The sequence below is a fragment of the Massilia sp. CFBP9012 genome, from assembly GCF_034045115.1.
Lineage (GTDB): Bacteria > Pseudomonadota > Gammaproteobacteria > Burkholderiales > Burkholderiaceae_D > Telluria.
The window spans coordinates 57,950-79,359 of sequence record NZ_JAXCWM010000013.1 but is presented as its reverse complement, the minus strand read 5'-3'; the positions used below and the strand labels follow the sequence as shown (position 1 = coordinate 79,359).

22 protein-coding genes and 1 tRNA gene are annotated in these 21,410 nt (G+C 64.1%); 5 read left to right on the top strand and 18 right to left on the bottom strand.

What is annotated here, in order from left to right:
• Positions 1-19: 19 nt before the first annotated feature.
• The 15 genes from nuoI to SOM61_RS20625 form a co-directional block, all read right to left on the bottom strand.
• Positions 20-508: an NADH-quinone oxidoreductase subunit NuoI gene (gene nuoI / locus SOM61_RS20695; RefSeq protein WP_123067876.1), complete on the bottom strand. Its 489-nt coding sequence runs from the start codon at positions 506-508 to the stop codon at positions 20-22.
• Positions 509-517: 9 nt separating this feature from the next.
• Positions 518-1,609, bottom strand: coding sequence for an NADH-quinone oxidoreductase subunit NuoH (nuoH, locus tag SOM61_RS20690; RefSeq protein ID WP_123067875.1), 1,092 nt, complete (start codon positions 1,607-1,609; stop codon positions 518-520).
• Positions 1,609-3,951: an NADH-quinone oxidoreductase subunit NuoG gene (gene nuoG, locus SOM61_RS20685; RefSeq protein ID WP_320475819.1), complete on the bottom strand. Its 2,343-nt coding sequence runs from the start codon at positions 3,949-3,951 to the stop codon at positions 1,609-1,611. Before nuoG ends, nuoH begins: the two co-directional genes overlap by 1 nt.
• Positions 3,952-3,972: 21 nt before the next feature.
• Complete coding sequence (nuoF, locus tag SOM61_RS20680; protein ID WP_320475818.1) at positions 3,973-5,268, bottom strand: NADH-quinone oxidoreductase subunit NuoF; 1,296 nt, start codon at positions 5,266-5,268, stop codon at positions 3,973-3,975.
• Positions 5,265-5,741, bottom strand: coding sequence for an NADH-quinone oxidoreductase subunit NuoE (nuoE, locus tag SOM61_RS20675; RefSeq protein WP_320475817.1), 477 nt, complete (start codon positions 5,739-5,741; stop codon positions 5,265-5,267). Before nuoE ends, nuoF begins: the two co-directional genes overlap by 4 nt.
• Positions 5,742-5,762: 21 nt before the next feature.
• The gene (locus SOM61_RS20670) at positions 5,763-7,016 is read right to left on the bottom strand and encodes an NADH-quinone oxidoreductase subunit D (RefSeq protein WP_147933133.1); all 1,254 of its coding nucleotides are present in this window, start codon (positions 7,014-7,016) and stop codon (positions 5,763-5,765) included.
• A complete protein-coding gene (locus SOM61_RS20665) occupies positions 7,016-7,609 on the bottom strand; it encodes an NADH-quinone oxidoreductase subunit C (protein ID WP_320475816.1) in 594 nt (197 codons plus the stop codon). Before SOM61_RS20665 ends, SOM61_RS20670 begins: the two co-directional genes overlap by 1 nt.
• An 18-nt stretch (positions 7,610-7,627) precedes the next feature.
• Positions 7,628-8,104, bottom strand: a complete 477-nt coding sequence (locus SOM61_RS20660; protein WP_147933132.1) for a NuoB/complex I 20 kDa subunit family protein — start codon at positions 8,102-8,104, stop codon at positions 7,628-7,630.
• 3 nt (positions 8,105-8,107) lie between these two features.
• Entirely contained in the window at positions 8,108-8,467 is a 360-nt protein-coding gene (locus tag SOM61_RS20655) for an NADH-quinone oxidoreductase subunit A (protein WP_147933131.1), read from the bottom strand.
• 171 nt (positions 8,468-8,638) lie between these two features.
• A tRNA-Leu gene (locus tag SOM61_RS20650) sits at positions 8,639-8,723 on the bottom strand.
• Between the two features lie 292 nt (positions 8,724-9,015).
• Positions 9,016-9,459 (bottom strand): preprotein translocase subunit SecG, encoded by a 444-nt coding sequence (secG, locus tag SOM61_RS20645; RefSeq protein ID WP_320475815.1) that lies wholly within the window; start codon positions 9,457-9,459, stop codon positions 9,016-9,018.
• 101 nt (positions 9,460-9,560) lie between these two features.
• On the bottom strand, positions 9,561-10,307 hold the full coding sequence (gene tpiA / locus SOM61_RS20640; RefSeq protein ID WP_320475814.1) for a triose-phosphate isomerase: 747 nt from the start codon (positions 10,305-10,307) through the stop codon (positions 9,561-9,563).
• A 160-nt stretch (positions 10,308-10,467) separates the two neighbouring features.
• On the bottom strand, positions 10,468-11,454 hold the full coding sequence (locus SOM61_RS20635; protein WP_320475813.1) for an NAD(P)H-quinone oxidoreductase: 987 nt from the start codon (positions 11,452-11,454) through the stop codon (positions 10,468-10,470).
• A 245-nt stretch (positions 11,455-11,699) separates the two neighbouring features.
• The gene (locus SOM61_RS20630; RefSeq protein ID WP_320475812.1) at positions 11,700-12,650 is read right to left on the bottom strand and encodes an MYG1 family protein; all 951 of its coding nucleotides are present in this window, start codon (positions 12,648-12,650) and stop codon (positions 11,700-11,702) included.
• A gap of 75 nt (positions 12,651-12,725) precedes the next feature.
• Entirely contained in the window at positions 12,726-13,289 is a 564-nt protein-coding gene (locus SOM61_RS20625; protein WP_320475811.1) for a hypothetical protein, read from the bottom strand.
• Positions 13,290-13,485: 196 nt separating this feature from the next.
• Here SOM61_RS20625 and SOM61_RS20620 point away from each other — a divergent pair, with 196 nt between their 5' ends.
• The gene (locus tag SOM61_RS20620) at positions 13,486-14,796 is read left to right on the top strand and encodes an SGNH/GDSL hydrolase family protein (protein WP_320475810.1); all 1,311 of its coding nucleotides are present in this window, start codon (positions 13,486-13,488) and stop codon (positions 14,794-14,796) included.
• Between the two features lie 4 nt (positions 14,797-14,800).
• Here SOM61_RS20620 and SOM61_RS20615 read toward each other — a convergent pair whose 3' ends face one another.
• Both SOM61_RS20615 and SOM61_RS20610 read right to left on the bottom strand, forming a co-directional pair.
• Positions 14,801-15,424, bottom strand: coding sequence for a tetratricopeptide repeat protein (locus SOM61_RS20615; protein WP_320475809.1), 624 nt, complete (start codon positions 15,422-15,424; stop codon positions 14,801-14,803).
• 24 nt (positions 15,425-15,448) lie between these two features.
• Positions 15,449-16,237, bottom strand: a complete 789-nt coding sequence (locus tag SOM61_RS20610; protein ID WP_320475808.1) for a GIN domain-containing protein — start codon at positions 16,235-16,237, stop codon at positions 15,449-15,451.
• A gap of 291 nt (positions 16,238-16,528) precedes the next feature.
• On the opposite strand from SOM61_RS20610, the gene SOM61_RS20605 reads away from it, so the two are divergent.
• The 3 genes from SOM61_RS20605 to SOM61_RS20595 all read left to right on the top strand — a co-directional run bounded on the left by SOM61_RS20605 (position 16,529) and on the right by SOM61_RS20595 (position 19,746).
• On the top strand, positions 16,529-17,914 hold the full coding sequence (locus SOM61_RS20605) for a M16 family metallopeptidase (RefSeq protein ID WP_320475807.1): 1,386 nt from the start codon (positions 16,529-16,531) through the stop codon (positions 17,912-17,914).
• Positions 17,915-17,924: 10 nt separating this feature from the next.
• Positions 17,925-19,346, top strand: a complete 1,422-nt coding sequence (locus SOM61_RS20600; RefSeq protein WP_320475806.1) for a M16 family metallopeptidase — start codon at positions 17,925-17,927, stop codon at positions 19,344-19,346.
• A 118-nt stretch (positions 19,347-19,464) separates the two neighbouring features.
• The gene (locus SOM61_RS20595) at positions 19,465-19,746 is read left to right on the top strand and encodes a PAAR domain-containing protein (protein WP_005666401.1); all 282 of its coding nucleotides are present in this window, start codon (positions 19,465-19,467) and stop codon (positions 19,744-19,746) included.
• A gap of 6 nt (positions 19,747-19,752) precedes the next feature.
• On the opposite strand, the gene SOM61_RS20590 is transcribed toward SOM61_RS20595, so the two are convergent.
• Positions 19,753-20,565: a TOBE domain-containing protein gene (locus SOM61_RS20590; protein ID WP_320475805.1), complete on the bottom strand. Its 813-nt coding sequence runs from the start codon at positions 20,563-20,565 to the stop codon at positions 19,753-19,755.
• 100 nt (positions 20,566-20,665) lie between these two features.
• Between SOM61_RS20590 and modA the strand changes: the two genes are divergently transcribed.
• Positions 20,666-21,409: a molybdate ABC transporter substrate-binding protein gene (gene modA / locus SOM61_RS20585; protein WP_320475804.1), complete on the top strand. Its 744-nt coding sequence runs from the start codon at positions 20,666-20,668 to the stop codon at positions 21,407-21,409.
• Position 21,410 lies beyond the last annotated feature (1 nt).

Genomic DNA, 21,410 nt, shown 5'->3' with positions numbered 1-21,410 from the left:
TTACCCAGGACCCTTATGGTTAGCGGTACTTCGCGTCCGCCTCGCGGGCGGCGGCGATGTCGGCTTCGTAGCGGTCGCCCACGGCGAGCAGCATCTCTTTGGTGTAGTAGAGATCGCCGCGTTTTTCGCCGTGATACTCGAAGATGCTGGTTTCCACGATCGAGTCGACCGGGCACGATTCTTCGCAGAAGCCGCAGAAGATGCACTTGGTCAGGTCGATGTCGTAGCGCGTGGTGCGGCGGGTGCCGTCATCGCGCTGCGACGATTCGATCGTGATGGCCATGGCCGGGCACACTGCTTCGCACAGCTTGCAGGCGATGCAGCGCTCTTCCCCGTTGGGGTAGCGACGCAGCGCGTGCAGGCCGCGGAAGCGGTTCGACATGGGAGTCTTTTCTTCCGGGTACTGGACCGTGATCTTGCGCGACAGCGCATATTTCCCGGTCAGGGCAAGGCCCTTGATCAACTCGGTCAGCATCAAGCTGCCGAGGATTTCTTTCATTCGAGACATGTCCGTTCCTTACTTCCAAATATTCCACGGCGTCTGCATCCAGACGGCAACGACAACCAGCCAGATCAGGGTCAGCGGGATGAACACTTTCCAGCCCAGGCGCATGATCTGGTCGTAGCGGTAGCGTGGGAAGGTACCGCGGACCCAGATGAAGAAGGTCACGAACAGGAAGGCTTTCAGGAACAGCCAGAAGAAGCCGATGAAGCCGCCAATGGTGCCGCCCACTTCCAGGAAGGCGAACGGCGCCGACCAGCCGCCCATGAAGAACAGCGAAGCCAGGGTACCGATCAGGATCATGTTGCCGTACTCGGCCAGCATGAACATCGCGTAGGACATGCCCGAGTACTCGACCATGTGGCCGGCCACGATTTCCGATTCGCCTTCGATCACGTCGAACGGGTGACGACCGCACTCGGCCAGGCCCGACACGAGGTAGATGATGAACAGCGGGAACAGCGGCAGCCAGTTCCACGACAGGAAGTTGATCCCCATGTCGGCGAACATGCCCACTTGCTGGCCGGCGACGATGCCCGACAGGTTCAGGGTGCCCGAGACCATCAGCACGACCACCAGCACGAAGCCCATCGGGATTTCGTACGAGATCATCTGGGCCGAGGCGCGCATCGCGCCCATGAACGAGTACTTCGAGTTCGAGGCCCAGCCGGCGATGATGATGCCGTAGACTTCGACCGAGGTGATCGCCAGCAGCAGCAGCACGCCGGCGTTGACGTCGGCCAGCGCGAATTGCGGGCCGAACGGCACCACCGACCAGGCCGCCAGCGCCGGCATGATGGTCATGATCGGGCCGATGATGAACAGGTTGCGGTTCGCCTTGGCCGGGATCACGATTTCCTTGATCAAGAGCTTCAGGCCATCGGCCATCGGCTGCAGCAGGCCGCCGGGACCGACGCGGTTCGGGCCGATACGGATCTGGATCCAGCCGATGAATTTACGTTCCCACAGGGTGGCGTAGGCGATCGCGATCATCAGCGGTGCGACCACCGCGACGATCTTGATGATGGTCCAGACCAGGGGCCAGACCGGGCCGAGCAGGTCGGCGCCGCCGGCGTTGAATGAATCGATGTAACCGGGCGTTGCCATTACTTGCCCTCCCCTGCTTTTTCAACTTGGATGGAACCGAACATCGCGCCGAGCGTGGCGACGGCGGGATGGCCGGCGGCGACACGCACCGCATTCGACGGCAGGGTCTTGTCGACGTTGGCGACCAGGACGGCCGAACCGTTGCCTTGCGTGACCTTGACCTTGTCGCCGGCAGCAACGCCGATCGATTCGGCGACTGACGTCGACAGCGTGACCAGCGGCGCATTCGCGTCGGCGGTGCGCTGCAGCGGCTCGGAACGGCGGGCCAGCGCGTCGGTGAAGTACACCGGCACGTCGGTCAGGCGCTCGAGCTGGCCGGCCGGGGCATACGAACCCGCAGTTGGCGCCAGGCTCGCCTTGTTGTTCAGCTTGGCCGACAGATCGGTATTGCCCTTGCCGAAGGCTTCGTCGCGGATCGCTTCCGAGGTCTCGTAGTCGAAGCCGGTCAGGCCCAAGAGGTTACCCAGCACGCGCAGCACTTTCCAGGCCGGACGCGCATCGCCCAGCGGACGCACGGTGCCGTTGAAGCTCTGTGCACGGCCTTCGCAGTTGACGAAGGTGCCCGAGGTTTCCGAGAACGGCGCGATCGGCAGCAGCACGTCGGCGTAATCCATGCCGTGCTTGAAGGCCGACATCGCGACCACCATCTCGGCGCCCTTCAGGGCGGCGACGGCCTGCTGCGGGTTGGCCGCATCCAGTTCCGGTTCCGCGTTCAGCAGCACATAGGCTTTCTTCGGCGCGGCGAACAGCGATTCCTTCTTGCCCGAGACAGCGCCCACCAGGTGGCCGCCGACGGTGTTGGCGGCGTCGACCAGGTAGCCGAACGAGCAACCGGTCTGCTCGGCGATCCACTGGGCGCAAGCGTGGATCTGCGAAGCCTGCGGATGTTGTGCGGCGGCGTTGCCCAGCAGGATAGCGCCTGGGACGTCGACGTCACCGACGACGACCAGCGAAGCGGCGATGGCTTTCGCGATGTCCGACGCTTCGATGCCTTCGAAACCGGCTGGCACGGCGATGTTCTTGTCGGCGGCGATGGCGACCACGACTTCCGACAGGGCGACCAGCCAGTCGCTCGGTGCGGCGACCAGCTTGTGGGCGACCTTCATCAGCAGTTCTTCATCGCTGCCACCCAGCACCGACAGGCGCAGGCCCGCCTTGGTGGCGGCGCGCAGGCGGGTGGTGACCAGCGGGTGATCCTTGCGCAGGAAGGAGCCGATGACGAGCGCGCGCTTCAGGGTCGACAGTTGCGCGATCGGCATGCCCAGCCATGGGGTCACCTGGCCGTCCAGCGCGAAATCGCTCTGGCGCAGGCGGAAGTCGATGTTCTCCGAACCGAAGCCACGGAAGGCCTTGTTCAGCAGGTACAGTTCTTCCACCGTCGAATGGGCGGTGGCGACGGCCGCGAGGGTGTCGGCGCCGTGCTCGTGGCGGATATTGCGCAGGCCGTGAGCAACATATTCAAGGGCCGTCGACCACTCGGTCTCGATCCACTTGTTGTCCTGCTTGATCATCGGTTTCGTCAGGCGATCGGCATTGTCCAGCGCCTCGTACGAGAAACGCTCTTTATCCGACAGCCAGCACTCGTTGACCGCTTCGTTCTCGAGCGGCAGCACGCGCATGACTTTGCCGCCCTTGACCTGGACGATCAGGTTGGCGCCCAGCGAATCATGCGGCGACACCGATTTGCGGCGCTGCAGTTCCCAAGGACGTGCCGAATAGCGGAACGGCTTGCTGGTCAGCGCGCCGACCGGGCACAGGTCGATCATGTTGCCGGACACTTCCGAGTCGACGGTCTTGCCGACGAAGGTGGTGATCTCGGAGTGCTCGCCGCGGCCCAGCATGCCGAATTCCATGACGCCGGCCACTTCCTGGCCGAAACGCACGCAACGGGTGCACTGGATGCAACGCGACATCTCTTCCATCGAGATCAGCGGGCCCGCTTCTTTCGGGGCCACCACGCGTTTTTCTTCTTCGTAGCGCGAGCCGCTCTTGCCGTAGCCGACGGCCAGATCCTGCAGCTGGCATTCGCCGCCCTGGTCGCAGATCGGGCAATCGAGCGGGTGGTTAATGAGCAGGAACTCCATCACCGACTTCTGGGCCTGCACGGCCTTGTCGCTGTGGCTGCGCACGATCATGCCTGGCGACACTGGCGTGGCGCATGCTGGCAGCGGCTTCGGCGCCTTTTCCACTTCGACCAGGCACATGCGGCAGTTCGCTGCGATCGACAATTTCTTGTGATAGCAGAAGTGCGGAATATAGGTGCCGAGTTTGTTTGCGGCGTCCATCACCATGGAACCCGGTGGGACTTCGACTTTCTTGCCGTCTAATTCGATTTCAACCATTTGATCGTTACCTGACCTGGTTTAAAGGTATGCGGGCACGAGGCAGTGCTTGTGCTCGATGTGATATTCAAATTCCTGGCGGAAGTGCTTGATCATCGCCTGGACGGGCATCGCGGCGGCATCGCCGAGCGCGCAGATGGTGCGGCCCTTGATGTTGTCGGCGATGTTGTTCAGCAGATCCATGTCTTCCGGACGACCCTGGCCGTGCTCGATGCGATGGACCATGCGGTACATCCAGCCGGTGCCTTCACGGCACGGGGTGCACTGGCCGCACGATTCTTCGTAATAGAAGTACGACAGGCGCAGCAGCGACTTGACCATGCAGCGCGTCTCGTCCATGACGATGACGGCGCCCGAACCCAGCATCGAACCGGCTTTCGCGATCGAATCGTAGTCGAGGTCGGTCTGCATCATCAGATCGCCAGGAACGACCGGCGCCGACGAACCGCCAGGGATGACAGCCTTGATCTTCTTGCCGCCGCGCATGCCGCCAGCCAGTTCCATCAGGGTCGCGAATGGCGTGCCCAGCGGGACTTCGTAGTTGCCAGGACGCTCGACGTCGCCCGAGATCGAGAAGATCTTGGTGCCGCCGTTGTTCGGCTTGCCCAACGCCATATAGTTCTCGGCGCCGATGTTCAGGATGAACGGGACGGCCGCGAAGGTTTCGGTGTTGTTGATCGTGGTCGGCTTGCCGTACAGGCCGAACGAGGCCGGGAAAGGCGGCTTGAAGCGCGGCTGGCCTTTTTTGCCTTCCAGCGATTCGAGCAGCGCGGTCTCTTCGCCGCAGATATAGGCGCCGTAGCCGTGGTGGGCGTGCAGCTGGAAGCTGAACTCCGAACCCAGGATGTTATTGCCCAGGAAGCCGGCCGCGCGCGCTTCTTCCAGCGCTTCTTCGAAACGCAGGTAGTCCTCGAAGATCTCGCCGTGGATGTAGTTGTAACCCACAGTGATGCCCATCGCGTAGGCGCCGATGGCCATGCCTTCGATCAGCGCATGCGGGTTGTAGCGGATGATGTCGCGGTCCTTGAACGTGCCCGGTTCGCCCTCATCCGTATTGCAGACGAGGTATTTCTGGCCCGGGAACTGGCGCGGCATGAAGCTCCACTTCAGGCCGGTCGGGAAGCCCGCACCGCCGCGGCCACGCAGGCCCGAAGCCTTCATGTCGGCAATGATCTGTTCCGGCGTGATCTTTTCTTCGATGATGCGGCGCAGCGCCGAATAGCCGCCACGATTGACGTAGTCGGCCAGGTGCCAGTTTTCGCCGTTCAGGTTGGCGAGGATCAGCGGTTTGATGTGACGGTCGTGCAGACTGGTCATTTGTTCAGGTCCTCAAGCAGGGCGTCGATCTTGGCGTCGCTCATGAACGAACACATGCGGTGGTTGTTCACCAGCATCACCGGTGCGTCGCCGCAAGCGCCCATGCACTCGCCTTCCATCAGCGTGAACTTGCCATCTAGAGTGGTGTCGCGGAAGTCGATGCCGAGCGCGTCCTTGATGCGCTGGGCCGCGCGTTCGCCGCCCGAAAGGGCGCATGGCAGGTTGGTGCACACGGTGATCTTGTGCTGGCCGACCGGCTTGATGTTGAACATATTGTAGAAAGTCGCCACTTCCTGCACGGCGATGGCCGGCATGCCGATGTAGTCGGCAATCTCTTGCATGGTTTCAGGCGACAACCAGCCCAGTTCGACCTGGGCGTGGGCCAGCGAAGCCATCACGGCCGACTGGCGTTGATCGGCTGGGTACTTGGCCAGCTCGCGATCGATTTTTTGATAGCACTGCGCGGATAACATAGTTTTTCTCTGCCCTTCCTCTTACCGGTCGATACTGCCGAACACGATGTCCTGGGTACCGATGATGGCCACCGCGTCAGCGATCATATGGCCGCGTGCCATCTCGTCGAGGCTCTGCAGGTGGACATAGTCCGGAGTGCGGATTTTCAGGCGGTATGGCTTGTTGGCGCCGTCGGAGACGATATAGATGCCGAACTCGCCCTTCGGGTGCTCGACCGCGGCATACGCCTCGCCCTCTGGGACGTGGAAGCCTTCGGTGAACAGCTTGAAGTGGTGGATCAGCGATTCCATATTGGACTTCATGTCCATCCGGTTCGGCGGCGCAATCTTGTTATTGTCGATCATCACCGGGCCTGGATTGGCGCGCAGCCAGGTCAGGCACTGCTTGATGATGCGGTTCGACTGGCGCATTTCTTCCACGCGCACCAGGTAGCGGTCGTAGGAGTCGCCATTGGTGCCGACCGGGATGTCGAACTCGACCTTGTCGTAGGCCGCGTAAGGCTGGTGCTTGCGCAGATCCCAGGCAATGCCCGAGCCGCGCAGCATGGCGCCGGTGAAGCCCATGGCTTTCGCGTCTTCCGGCGACACGACGCCGATGCCGACCGTCCTTTGCTTCCAGATACGGTTATCGGTCAGCAGGGTCTCGTACTCGTCGACATAGCCGTCGAAACGCTTGGTGAACGCGTCCAGGAAGTCGATGACCGAACCCTGGCGGTGTTCGTTCAGGTCGGCGATCGCCTTGGCGCTGCGGATCGGCGATTGCTTGTGCTGCGGCATGGTGTCCGGCAGGTCGCGATACACGCCGCCCGGACGATAATAGGCCGCGTGCATGCGCGCGCCCGACACCGCCTCGTAGACGTCGAACAGGTCTTCGCGGTCGCGGAAGCAGTACAGGAAGGGGCCCATGGCGCCGATGTCCAGCGCATGCGCGCCGAGCCACATCAGGTGATTCAGGATGCGGGTGACTTCGTCGAACATCGTGCGGATGTACTGGGCGCGGATCGGCGCTTCGATGCCGAGCAGCTTTTCGATCGCCAGCACATAGCCGTGCTCGTTGCACATCATCGACACGTAGTCGAGGCGGTCCATATACGGAACCGACTGCAGATAGGTGCGGGTTTCCGCCAGCTTCTCGGTACCGCGGTGCAGCAGGCCGATGTGCGGGTCGGCGCGCTGGATCACCTCGCCGTCGAGTTCGAGCACCAGGCGCAGCACGCCGTGCGCTGCCGGGTGCTGCGGACCAAAGTTCAGGGTGTAGTTCTTAAGCTCAGCCATTATTTCGTCCCGTAGGTCTCTTCGCGAATCACGCGCGGGATGTTCTCGCGCGGCTCGATCGTGACGGGTTGGTAGATCACGCGTTTCTGTTCCGGGTCGTAGCGCATTTCGACATAGCCCGAGATCGGGAAGTCCTTGCGGAACGGGTGGCCGATGAAGCCGTAGTCGGTCAGGATGCGGCGCAGGTCGCCGTGGCCGTCGAACAGGATGCCGAACATGTCGAACGCTTCACGCTCGAACCAGTTGGCGGCGCGCCAGATACCGGTGATCGATTCGACCAGCGGCATGTCGTCGTCCGGGCAGAACACGCGCACGCGGACGCGCCAGTTCTTCGCCAGGGAAAGCAGGTGCACCACGACCGCGAAGCGCGGACCTTCGTAGGTGCCTTCGCCATAGGTCGAGTAGTCGACGCCGCAGAGGTCGATCATCTGCTCGAACGCCAGGCTGGCGTCGTCGCGCAGGGTGGTCATGGTCTTGATGTAATCAGCCGCCTTGACCACCACGGTCACTTCGCCCAGCGCCGCCGAAATGGCAGCGCCCTCGCCCAATGCATTTTTCAGGGCGAGTTCAAGGGTCTCGAGTTTTGTCGTCATGGAGTACGCCGTCCGTTTTTAGCGCGCGATGGTATTGGTGCGCTTGATCTTGTTCTGGAGCTGCATGATGCCGTAGAGCAGAGCTTCGGCAGTCGGCGGGCAGCCTGGCACGTACACATCGACCGGCACGATGCGGTCGCACCCGCGCACCACCGAATACGAGTAGTGGTAGTAGCCGCCGCCGTTGGCACAGGAACCCATCGAGATCACCCAGCGCGGTTCCGCCATCTGGTCATAGACCTTGCGCAGCGCCGGCGCCATCTTGTTGCACAGGGTGCCGGCGACGATCATCACGTCGGACTGACGTGGCGATGGACGGAACACGATACCGAAGCGGTCCATGTCGTAGCGGGCCGCGCCCACGTGCATCATCTCGACCGCGCAGCAGGCCAGACCGAACGTCATCGGGAACATCGACCCCGTGCGCGCCCAGTTGACCAGCTTGTCGGCTGTGGTGGTGATGAAACCTTCGTTTAATACGCCTTCAATTGCCATGGCTTATTCCCAATCAAGGGCACCTTTCTTCCAGATGTACCAGAAACCGACCACGAACTCGGCGATGAACACCATCATCGTGATGAAACCGGTCCAACCCAGCTCGCGCATCGAGACGCCCCATGGGAAGAAGAATGCCGTTTCCAGATCAAACAAAATGAACAAGATCGCGATCAGGTAGTACCTGACGTCGAACTTCATGCGTGCGTCTTCGAACGCTTCGAAGCCGCATTCATACGGGGACAGCTTGGCAGCGTCGGGCTTGTGGGGCCCCAGCAGGCGGCCGAGCACCTGCGGGGCAACACCGACACCGATGCCAACCAGGATAAAGAGAAGAACGGGGAGATAATTTTCGAGGTTCACAGCTGAAGCTTCCTGAACGATCGGTTAATGAAATGCTGCGGGGATGCAGCACCGAATCGTGCGAACCTGGCTTCAAGCCTGCCACCAGGACCGGACGACGATCCTCGTAAAAAAGCCAGCGCAGGCATGAGGAAAAACTCGTGCGCCCTTGCTGGCTTTCTTTCTAAATTTTGGTGCCGACGGCGAGACTCGAACTCGCACAGCTTGCGCCACTACCCCCTCAAGATAGCGTGTCTACCAATTTCACCACGTCGGCTGGAGACCAGTATTTTACCCTGCCTTAGCATTACTTATCAATGCTCAAATTGCGCAATCACAAGGATATTTGCGAATTCTTTGAATCATGTCGCCGAATAATCGATGGCTCATCAATTACTTGCGCCGACAGACCGCACTGCTAAACACGGTACGCGTCAATATTCCAGGGTCAAGTACCACTTGATACTTTAGCCACGCGCCGCAGCATTCTACGCCTAAAAACACAAACGCGCCGTAGAACGGCGCGTTTATGAACAACAAGTGTGGCGCGGTTGCCGCGCCCTACCCCATTACTTGGCTGGAGCGGCCGGCGCTGGCGCGGCTGGCGCCGGGGTCGCTGGAATGGCTTCGGCCGGTGCGGCGTTGTTGGCCGGCAGGGTCGGCACGTCGGCCGGTGCGGTCTGGGCCGGTGCGCCGCCAGGGATGCCGGTAGCTGGCGCCTGGCTAGACGGCACGGTCACACGACCCATGACGCCGCCACCGCTCTCGCCGCCGCTGCCACTGTTGCCGATATAGGCCAGCGCCAGGGTCGAACCGAAGAAGATGGCGGCTGCGACGGCAGTCGATTTCGACAGGAAGTTCGACGAACCCGAGGCGCCGAACAGGCTGCCCGACGCGCCTGAACCGAAGGCGGCGCCCATGTCGGCGCCCTTGCCGTGCTGCATGAGCACCAGGCCGATAATGCTCAGGGCAGAAATAACCTGCACGACGATAATCAAATTGAACCAGATCATTGCAATTCCATTCCAAGTTTAAAACAACGTTTTTAAATTTCTTATATTTTCAAAAGATTCGAAAATTCGTGATACCTATGACCAAATCTTATGCTGCCCGGCTACGCGGCCTGAATAATCCCGAGAAAATCACTCGACTTTAACGCAGCTCCGCCGATCAGGCCACCATCGATATCCGGCTGCGCCATCAGATCGCCTGCATTCTCCGGCTTCATGCTGCCGCCGTAAAGGATTTGTACGCCCTCCGCCGCCTCGGCGTTGCAGTTGCGCAGTTTTTCGCGCAAGAAGGCGTGCACTTCCTGGGCCATCGCCGGTGTCGCCGTCTTGCCGGTGCCGATCGCCCATACCGGCTCGTAGGCCAGCACCAGCTTCGGCACGGCATCGGCGCCGACCATTTCCAGCACCGCATCCAGCTGGGCGCCGACCACGTCCTGCGTGGCGCCCGCCTCGCGCTGGTCCAGCGTTTCGCCGACGCACACGATCGGGGTCAGGCCTGCATCCAGCGCCGCCTTGGCCTTGCTCGCCACCAGCGCATTCGATTCGCCATGGTAGGCGCGGCGCTCGGAATGGCCGACGATCACGTAGCGGCAACCGAAATCCTGCAGCATCGAGGAACAGACTTCGCCGGTGAAGGCGCCGCACGGCTCGGTCGCGACGTCTTGCGCGCCCCAGGCCATCGCACTGCCTGCGAGAAGTTGTTCACACTGAAAGAGGTAGGGAGCGGGGACGCAGACGGCGCTCGCGGCGCCTGTCTCGGTCAATCCAGCGAGAATACCTTGCAGCAGCTGTGCATTGGCTGCACGGCTGCCGTTCATCTTCCAGTTACCTACGACGAGTTTGGGACGCATACTACCCCATGTCAAATAACCCGCTATTCTAGCGGTCGATCATATGGCGGTCAAACACAGGCTGAGCTGCTCAGCTCGTTGATTTTTTGCCTGGAAACCGCCGCCACTGCGTGCCCGCGAGGCCGTCCTGGCCCCGCCGGCACGCTCCTTTTCGTATCCTTCAGCCCGGCTGCACCTGCAGCACGATCTTGCCGACGTGGGTGCTCGATTCCATCAGGGCATGGGCCTCTGCCGCCTGCTCCAGAGGGAAGACCTGGTGGATCACCGGTTTGATCTTGCCCTGGGCAAACAGCGGCCAAGCATGTTCGCGCAGCTGTTGCGCGATCGCCGCCTTGAATTCCACCGGACGCGGCCGCAGGGTCGAGCCGGTGATGTGCAGGCGGCGGCGCAGCACCTGCCCCATGTCGACGTTGGCGCGCGCGCCGCCCAGCAGCGCGATCACGACCAGGCGACCGTCGTCGGCCAGGCAATCGATCTCGCGCGCCACGTAGTCGCCCGCGACCATGTCCAGGATAACGTCGACACCTTTGCCGTTCGTGAGTTCCTTGATCACGGCGACGAAATCCTCGTCGCGGTAATTGATGCCCCGTTCGGCGCCCAGCGCTTCGACGGCGCGGCATTTGTCCGCGCTGCCGGCGGTGGCGAACACACGGTGGCCCAGGGCTTTGGCCAACTGGATCGCGGTCACACCGATGCCCGAGCTGCCTCCCTGCACCAGCAGGCTCTCGCCCTCGGACAGGCGGGCGCGGTCGAATACATTGCTCCACACGGTGAAATAGGTTTCCGGCAAGGTCGCCGCTTCCAGCGCGCTCAGGCCCTCCGGCACCGGCAGGCACTGTTCGAGCGGCGCCGCGCAGTATTCGGCATAGCCGCCCCCCTGCACCAGCGCGCACACCAGATCGCCCTTTTTGAGGTCACTGCCTTCCAGGTCGCCGTCGACGATCTCACCCGCCACTTCCAGGCCCGGCAGGTCGGAGGCGCCGGGCGGCACCGGGTATTTACCCAGGCGCTGCAGCACATCGGGCCGGTTGATACCGGCGGCGTGGACCTTGATGAGCACTTCGCCGGCCTTCAGGACCGGCGTCGGGCGCTCGCACAGCTGCAGGACTTCCGGCTTGCCGGGCTGGGTGATTTCGATGGCGCGCATGGTTGATTGCTCCCGTGTTAGCAAAACCGTAATTGTACGGGAGTCGGGGCGGATCTGCGTGTGGGTGTGGATCGTACGTGTCAAGGCAGTGTTACCTTTTCGCCCGTCGTTCCCGCGCAGGCGGAACCCAAGGTTGCACGAACTGACGCTGCGTTTAACAGTATCGGCAACGCTGAGGCCTTGGGTTCCCGCCTGCGCGGGAACGACGGGCGAAGGGTGCGGGTGAAATGAAGCGCCGCGGGGCGTTACGCGCCCGCCTCCACCGCGGCCAGCGCCTGGCGCGCCATGGTGAGCGCGCCGGCATAGCTGCGGGCGGCGGCGATGAAGCGGCCGGTGTGGCAGAACACGGCGTCCTCGACGCCGGTGACCGCCGCCAGCTCGGCTTCGCGCAGGCCGGCCCAGGCTTCCGGCAGGTCGGCCCTGGCGTCGAAGCTCTCGGTGTCGACCGACACCGTGTGCAGCATGTAGCGCTGCTCGGTCAGGCTGTGACTGATGACGAACAGGATCTTCGGCATCTCCTTGCGCACCACACTGCTCCAGGGCAGCGCGGCATTCTTCAGGAACAGGAGCTTGCCGTCCTCGAGCACCTCGGCCTGGCGCACCTGGGTCACGGCCAGCATCGCGCCGACGCGGTAGCGCACGGCGTTGCCCATGATGTCGGTCAGGAACTCGACCGCGCGCATGAACTGGCCCATGCGGTAGACTTCCACCGCCTCGCCATAGCCCAGGCGCTGCTCGTCGAGCCAGCCGGGATTGAAGCCGGACACCACCGCCGACAAGCCGTAGCTGCCCGGCGCATTCTTGGCCACGCCGACGTCCGACAGGTCGAGATATTGCACGATGTCGGCATCGATCGCGTAGGCGATCTGCTGGGCCGTGTCGTCCGTCAGCCGCTCGCCGGTCTGGCGCTCGGCCAGGGCGGCGACGCAGCGCGCGCCATAATCGCGCCAGACCAGGCCGGCGCTGGCATACGGCACGCCGGACACGCGGGTGGCGTCGAATTCCTTCTGGTGGTGGTCGAAGCGGCCGGTGGCCGGGTCCCAGACCCCGCCGACGTCGATCGCGAAGTCGGCGGCATCGATCCTGGCCTGTTCGCGGGTGCGGACGATGTCCGCCTCGGGGAACAACACCTTCAGGACGGCGACCGCCCACGCATCATCCGCGTGGAATTTGCCGCCGTGAGTGGCAATCAACATACTACATGCTCCAAATGGTCGCCGCGCCATAGCCACTGTATTGACAGGCGCGCGCGCGTGAGTCGAAGCCGAAGCCTACCACGCGGACCTGTCCCGACGCGCCCTTCCATCGCTGTTTCGGGCAATTTCCTGGCTTTGGGCGCCCAGCGCACGCGCCAGCATCTTGTGACGGTGCGCGAACAGCAGCCTGACCATGGCGCGCACCACCGGGGTAGCGAACCGGGGCGAGAAAGCGAGATGGTCGGTAATCAGGGCGCCGCGGCCGTCGGCAGCCGGCGTGATCACGCGCTCATGCCGCCAGGCGTGCATCGAAAGCAGTTGCGACTGCTCGACAAAGCGATGGCCCGGCACGATCTCGGTAAACGTCAACTTCGACATATCGACCGGAAACAAGCCGAACAGCAGGAACTGGCAGCGGCCCAGCGACTTGCCGAGCATCGTATTGGCACCGATATCCGTCATCCCTTTCGGAAAGACGAGCTTCAGCAAGGGCCGCATCTCGGCGCGCACGCTCTGGAGCGAGGTCGACCAGGCCCAGGCTTCCTGGGTAGACACCGGCACCTGGGTCGTCATCGTCAATTCAACATCCGCCATCGTCATCTCCTCATCGATGTGTCCAAGCACCATGCTGGACCGCATCGGCGCTCCGCTCAGTTCGCCAGATCGCTTACGGCAAACTTTAGATGGCTAGAATTTTCTTATTGGAATCGCAATCAAAGTGGGCTTCGATATTGCACAACGATCCGGCGGCTTGCCATCTTTTCCACATCCCGTATCGCCGTTAGATTGTAATTACGAGCTCATGCTTATCGCATGAGCGTCCAAGGAGCTGCACATGAACCGTTTCCTGTCCGCCCTGGCCGCGGCCGCGCGCTGGTTGTTGCCACAGCTCAGTTTCTCGTCACACCATGTCACACCCGCACTGCGCCGCCTGCTGCTGGCCAGCGCCATGCTGGCCGCGGCCATCACCCTGGTCGGCCAGCCGGCCGTGGCACAAGCATGGGACAACAGCCACTGGACCGCGAACTGGGGCGCGGCGCCGGCCGGACCGCCGCCGGACGCCAGCCTGTACGCCTTCAACAACCAGACCCTGCGCCTGATCGTCCAGTCCAGCGTGGGCGGCAACCGCGTGCGCATCCGCCTGTCGAACGAACTGGGGTCGACGCCGCTGCGGATCGGCGCGGCGCGCATCGGCCTGCGCGCCCAGGGTTCGGACCTGGCGCCCGGCACCGACCGCGCCCTGACCTTTGGCGGGCGCGCCGGCGTGACGATCCCGGCCGGCGCGCCAGCGCTGTCCGACCCGGTCGAACTGAACCTGCCGCCGCTCGCGAGCGTGGCCGTCAGCCTGTACCTGCCTGGCGCGGTGCCGGCGGCCACCGTGCACGTCCAGGCGCGCCAGACCGGCTATGTCTCGCCAAGCGGCGACCATACCGCCAGCGCCAGCCTGCCGGTGCAGCGCACGATCACGGCCTGGCCTTTCCTGACCGCGCTGGAAGTCGACGGCGTGAATGGCGCCATCGTGGTGCTGGGCGACGCCCTCACCGACGGCACGCGCAGCACGATGGACGCCAACCGGCGCTGGACCGACGTGCTGGTGCGGCGCCTGCAGACCGGTCGCGACGCCGCTGCGCGCCCTGCTGTGATCAACCGCGGCATCGCCAGCAACCGCCTGCTCGGCGACGACCCCGCCAAGCCGCTGGCCGGACGCAGCGCCCTGGCGCGCTTCGAGCGCGACGTGCTGGCCACGAGCGGCGTGCGCCAGTTGGTGCTGATGATCGGCATCGAGGATATCGGCCACAGTTCGGCGGCCAATCCGGTCACACTGGACGACTTGGTGGCCGGCTATCGACAGCTGATCGCGCGCGCCCGCGCCGCACGCATCGCGGTGATCGGCGGCACGCTGGCGCCGTTCGAAGGCGCGGCGCTGCACTCGGACGAGAAGGAAACCCTGCGCCAGGCCGTGAACGCCTGGATCCGCAGCAGCGGCGAGTTCGACGCGGTATTCGACGCCGACCGCGTGCTGCGCGACCCGGCGCGCCCCAGCCGGCTATTGCCGGCCTATGACAGCGGCTACCACCTGCACCCGAACGACCGTGGTTACCAGGCGCTGGGCGAGGCGATGCCGCTGACGCTGCCGCGCCGCTGAACGCCTACGGATTGGCGCCGGTCTTCGACGCGGTCGGCAAGGCCGTCCCCACCTTCCAGGTGCGCGCCAGGGCCTGCGCTTCTTCAACCTGTTCCGGCGTCATTTTCTTGCCGATCGCGGCGCGCTGTTCGACCGCGTTGCGGTGGCCGCCGGCCGCGGCCAGGTTGTACAGCATATAGGCCAGCACCGCATCCTGCGGCACGCCGGCCACGCTGTAGCGGTACATCAGCCCGAGCGCGTGCTGGGCGTCGGGATTGCCCTGCTCGGCCGCCTTGCGGAACCAGCTCACCGCATGCTTCTGGTCTTGCGGCACGGCGTTGCCGGTGTAATACATGGCGCCCACCACGTACTGGGCGTCGGCCTTGCCCTGCCCGGCCGCCTTCAGGTGCCAGGCGAAGGCCTGCTTGTAGTCGCGCGTGACGCCGCGGCCCATGTAGTACATCAGGCCCAGCAGATGCTGGGCGTCGGCATTACCGGCCTTGGCCAGCGGATTGATTTCTTTCAGTGCCAGTGCATAGTTGCGGGCGTTGTAGGCGCTCGCGCCCTCCGCAAAGCCGGCCCGGGCGCTCGACTGCGGGCCCAATTGCAGGCCGACGGCAAGCAGCGTCACAAGGAGTATTTTTTTCATGTCTCGTGCACAGAATCTGGATCGTTATTTCCAGTTGACCTTGCCCAGGCCATCGAGGGCGACCTTGCGATTGGCCGGCTTGCCGAACACCGTCACCGATCCCATGCCTGACAGCGCGACGTTGACACTGCGCTGGGCGTTGACGGTGGCGTTGCCCAGGCCCGACAAGTCCAGCGTGACCGAGTCGACCGCGCAAGCCTGGGCGTCCAGCCCGCCCAATCCGCCGAGCTCGGCCCTGAGGTTCTTGCTGCGCCCGCTCAGGGTCACATAGCCGGCGCCGCCCAGGCTCAGGTCGACGTGCTCGCTATTTACCCCCTGGATCTTGAGGTTGCCGACGCCGCCCAGGCTGGCCTTGATGGTGCGGTATTCCGACGATGATACATACATCGAGCCGGCACCATCGAGGTTGATGTTCAGCGTTTCGCCGGCAAAGCCGCTTACGGTGGTGGAACCAAGGCTTTCCGACGACACCGCCTGCAGATTCGGCAGCACCAGTTCGGCCTGCAGGCCGGACGAACGGCCGAAGCTGAAGCCGGAATTGCGGCCCTCGGTCTCGATGTTCAGGGTATCCCCTTTCTGCGAGGTCGTGGTCCGCGACAGCAGGCGCGCGTCGCCCGTGAGCACCAGGGCCGGGGTCGCCCCCTGCCGAATCTTGAGGTCGCCCAGCCCTTCAAGCTTGACGCGCACCACCCGCGCATCGATCGGGCGGGTCTCGGTGCTCATCTCCGGCGCGGCTTCGGCGACGCCGATCGCCGCACAGAACAAGACGCACGGCACGGCAATTGCTGCGCCCAGCTTGATCAGGTGGTTCATCCATTCTCTCCAGTAAATTCTTGCGCCGGCATTGCGCCAGGACTTGTCATGTTGCAACTATAGCCTGAAAGCCAAGCGCGTCGATGGCCCATGCGACGAACTGCACGAATCGCCTCCCGAAATGCACACGCCGGGGATGGATGCCATCTGCATGAGATCGGCATGGACAGGCATAAGCCGTGCGATGGCACAATAAAAAGACCACTTATCAACATGCCATTGCGCTAAGATGAGCCGCCGGTGGCGCCCTGGCGCCATCGCTCCATCATTCATCATGAGGTCCCCATGCGCATGCGCCAATTACCTGTCCTGATGGCCGGGCTCACCCTGTCGATGTCGGCCTTCGCGGCCCCGAGCGACCAGTGGACCCTGCCGGTCAATACCAAGAAACTCGACAACGGACTGACCGTCATCGTGTCGGAAGACCGCAGCTCGCCGACCGTCGGCGTCTCGGTGGTCTACCACGTCGGCATGCGCCTCGAGCCCCGTAACCGCACCGGCTTCGCCCACCTGTTCGAACACCTGATGTTCCAGGGCACGCCGAACGCGCCGAAGGGCGTGTTCGACACCACCATCACCGCGGGCGGCGGCTGGAACAACGGTTCGACCCGCCCCGACTTCACCAACTACATCGAGACCGCCCCGGCCTCGAGCCTGGAGCCGATCCTGTGGCTCGAAGCCGACCGCATGAAGACGCTCGATTTCAACCCCACCACGCTGAAGAACCAGCAGGACGTGGTCAAGGAAGAGATCCGCGTCAACGTCAAGAACCAGCCCTACGGCGGCTTCATGTGGATCGACATCAGCCAGCACGCCTTCCAGAAATGGGAGAACAACCACGACGGCTACGGCAGCTTCGAAGACCTGGAAAACGCCAGCCTGGACGATGTGCGCGCCTTCCACCGCGACTACTACGGCCCCAACAACGCGGTGCTGGCGATCGCCGGCGACATCACGCCGCAGCAGGGCTTCGCGCTGGCCCAGAAATACTTCGGCGGCATCGCGGCGCGCCCGGTGCCGAAGGGCACCGATTTCTCGGAGCCGCTGGGCACCGCCGAAAAACGGCTGGAGCAAAGCGACGCCCTGGCCCAGGTGCCAGCCATCGCGGCGGCCTGGAAGGTGCCGGAACGCGGCAGCCGCGACCAGGCGCCGATCGCGGTGCTGGCCGAGCTGCTGGGCGGCGGCGACGCCTCGCTGTTCTACCAGGGCCTGGTGAAGGGCCGCGAGATCGCCCTCAACGTCGACACCATGTTCGGCCTGACCAGCCCCTGGGAATACAACGGCCCGACCCTGATGACCGTGTTCGCGCTGTACAAGCCGGACAGCAGCGCCGACGCCGTGCTCAAGGCGATGGACGAAGAGATCGCGAAGATTGCGAAGGACGGCGTCGACGAGGCGACACTCAAGCGTGTGAAGACGCGCATGCTGGCCGACTGGAACAACAAGCTGGAAAGCTTCGTCAACCGCGCCGACACGATGGCCAAGCTGCAGGTCTTGTGGGGCGACGCCAATGTGGTCAACAAGATCCCGGGCTGGATCGAGGGCGTGACCTCGAACGACATCCAGCGCGCGGTCAAGACCTACCTGGTGCCGGCCAACCGCACCGTCATCGACCGCAAGCCGGCCGCCATGATCGAGGCGGCCAAGACCGCTTCGGCCGTCACCAACACCAAATAAGGAGCGCATCATGAACAAACTGATGCTGAAGTTGACCTTACCTCTCGCCGTCTCGCTCGCATTCGCGCCGGCGGCCCATTCCGCCGACGTCAGGACGCCGTCCGGCATGCCTGCCTACGGCCAGGAAAAATCGATCCCGGCGCCCAAGATCGCCAAACAGACCCTGTCCAACGGCCTGACCGTGTGGGTCGTGCCGCGCGAGGGATTACCGCGCGTGGACTACGTGCTGGCGCTGCGCGGCGCCGGCTTCGCGGCCGACGCGCCGAGCCAGAGCGGCTTTGCCGCCATGCTGGCCGGCATGCTCAACGAAGGCACGGCCAAGCGCGATTCGCGCGCGATCGCCGAAGCGGCCCAGGGCATGGGCGGCGAAGTGGCGGCCAGCCCGGCCGCCGACGGCATCATCGTCTCGGGCAACGCCCTGGCGTCGCAGGCGAGCGGCATGCTGAACCTGATGGCCGAGATCGTGCGCCAGCCGTCCTTCCCCGAGAACGAAGTGACGCTGGCCAAGGCCAATGCGCTGCAGTCGCTGCGCGTGTCCGAGACCCAGCCGGCTTTTCGCGCCGAGCGCGCGATCAAGAAGGCGGTGTATGCCGACCACCCTTATGGCCGCACCGACCCGACGGTCGAATCGATCAATGCCGTCAGCGCCGGGATGCTGCGCGCCGAGCACGCGAAACGCTTCCGTCCCGACCACGCGCTGCTGGTGGTCACCGGCCGCATCACCGAGGCCGAGGCGATGAAGCTCGCCAAGGCCGCCTTCGGCGACTGGAAGGCCAGCGGCCCAGCCCTGCCCGACACCCCGGCGGCGGCGACCGGCGTGAAGCCGGCCCGCATCCTGCTCAAGCGCGACGGCAGCGTGCAGTCGACCCTGCGCCTGGGCAGCCCCGGCATCGCGGCCAGCGCGGCCGACCAGATCCCGCTGCGCCTGACCAGCACCATCCTGGGCGGCGGTTTCTCGAGCCGCATCAACACCAATCTGCGCGAAGAAAAAGGCTATACCTACGGCGCTTCGGCCGGCGCGCGCATGAGCCGCGCGGGCGGCATGATGGTGGGCGGCGCCGACGTGCGCAACGAAGTCACCGGCGCTTCGCTGGAAGAGTACTTCAAGGAATACAAGCGTCTGGGTAGCGAGCTGGTGCCGGCCAAAGAGATGGACATGAACAAGCGCTACGTCGCGGGCGGCTACCTGCTCAGCAACCAGCTGCAGCGCTCGGTCGCCAGCACCCTGGCAGCCAACTGGCTGGTCGGCCTGCCGCCGGAATTCCTGGGCGAATACGTGCCGAAAATCCAGAAGGTCACGCCGGAACAGGTGCGCACCGTGGCGAAGAAGTATTTCGCTCCGGATAACCAGTCGATCGTGGTGGTCGGCGATCCGTCCAAGCTCGAGGAGCAGCTCAAGCCGTATGGCGACTTCAAGGTGACGGACAAGTAAGCTGGCCGCAGATTCTTGCCTGAAAGCCCCGCGACCTTGGCGGGGCTTTTTTATGAGTTGTCAAAACCAGCTTCCCGGTCCATCCTTATGCTGCATCCTTGCATACAGGGAGTAGGACATGGCAACGCGCTACTACATCACGCTCGGCGCATCGACGACGGCCGGCGGCACCGTGACCTCGGCCAGTTCGCTGCTGGCGCTCGATGGCGTCAAGGTCGCGCTCGAAGGCGACCAGGTGTCCTGCCCCGTCTGCGGAACGACGGGCATCATCGGCCTCGACGGCCCGCGCCTGCCGGCGCGCCACGACGGCCGGCAATATGCCCTTGACGGCGACCTGTGCCTGTGCCGCTGCGATCCGCCGCCGCGGCTGGTCGCGGTACAGCACCTGTGCGGCCAGTAGCCGCCCCTACTCGGGCACGCCCAGGATCACGCTCGACGCCTTGAACAGCGCGGTCGCCGCCACGCCCTCGGCCAGTTCGAGCGCATCAGCGCTTTCATTGGTGATGGTGGCCGCCACGCTGCCGCCGCCCGCCAGTTCGATCACCACTTCGGAGTTGACCGCCCCGCGCATCAGCCGCGTGACCTGGCCCTGCAGTTGATTGCGCGCCGACAGCCGCGCGCCTTCGCCGGCCGTCATCACGATCACCGACGACGATTTGATCAGCGCAAAGGCCTGCCGTCCCGGCGCCAGCCCGAGGTTTTCGGCGCTTTCGCGCGTGACGATGGCGACGATCGTCTGCCCGCCCGCGATCTCGAGCTCGACTTCGTCGTTGACGGCGCCGCGCGCCACCCGGGCCACCGTGCCGAAGAACTGGTTGCGTGCACTGGTCCTCATCTTGAACCTCGTAAAGAGTGCCAGGTCGTCGGCCACGTCGCCGGCCTGGCGGTTGAGTCGTTCGAGAAAATCATTGTGCACCTGTTCGATCGTCCTGAAATTGTCCACCAGCTGCTGGCCACGCGCCGTGAGCCGCGTGCCGCCGCCTCCCTTGCCGCCAGTAACGCGCTCCACCAGCGCCTGACCGGCGAGATTGTTCATCGTGTCGATCGCATCCCAGGCCGCCTTGTAGCTCAGGCCGACCGCCTTGGCGGCGCCCGTGATGGAGCCGAGCTGCCCGATCGCCGCCAGCAGTTCGACCCGGTTGCCGCCGCCGAGGTTCTCGCCGCCCACCGTCATCCAGACCTTGCCCTCGAGGGCGATGCTCTTGTCTTCCGTACTCATCTGTTGCCGTCCGAAGTTTCGTTATATACTTTAATACATAGCGCTTGCTCATCAATACGGCAGGCTACCACGATGTCCCATCCCTATCCGGAGAAAGCACATGAAACGCCTTGCCAGCCTGCTCGCCGTACTGACCATCGCAGGGACCGCGCACGCCGACGAGGTGCAAGTCGCGGTCGCCGCCAATTTCGCCGGCCCGATGGAAAAACTGGCGGCACAGTTCCAGCGCGACACCGGCCACAAGGCCGTCGTCGCCACTGGCGCCACCGGCAAGTTCTACGCCCAGATCCGCAACGGCGCGCCGTTCGAGGTGCTGCTGGCGGCCGACGACGAAACCCCGGCCAGACTGGAAACTGAAGGCCATGTCGTGGCCGGCAGCCGCTTCACCTATGCCACCGGCCGCCTGGTGCTGTGGTCGGCGAAGGATGGGGTCGTCGATGCCAACGGCAACGTGCTCAAGACCGGCAGCTACAAGCATCTGTCGATCGCCAACCCGAAGACCGCGCCGTATGGCGCCGCCGCCGTCGCCACCCTGCAAAAGCTCGGCCTGTACGAGACCGTGCAGGCGCGCATCGTCCAGGGCGAGAACATCGCCCAGGCCTGGCAGTTCGCCAGTACGGGCAACGCCGAACTGGGCTTCGTGGCCCAGGCCCAGGTCTGGCGCGACGGCAAGTTCAATTCGGGCTCGGGCTGGATCGTCCCGGCCACCATGCATGAACCGATCCGCCAGGATGCCGCACTGCTGGCCAAGGGCGCGAAGAACCCGGCGGCCCAGGCGCTGCTGCAATACCTGCGCACCGACAAGGCGAAAGCGCTGATCCGCACCTTCGGCTACGAAGTCTGAG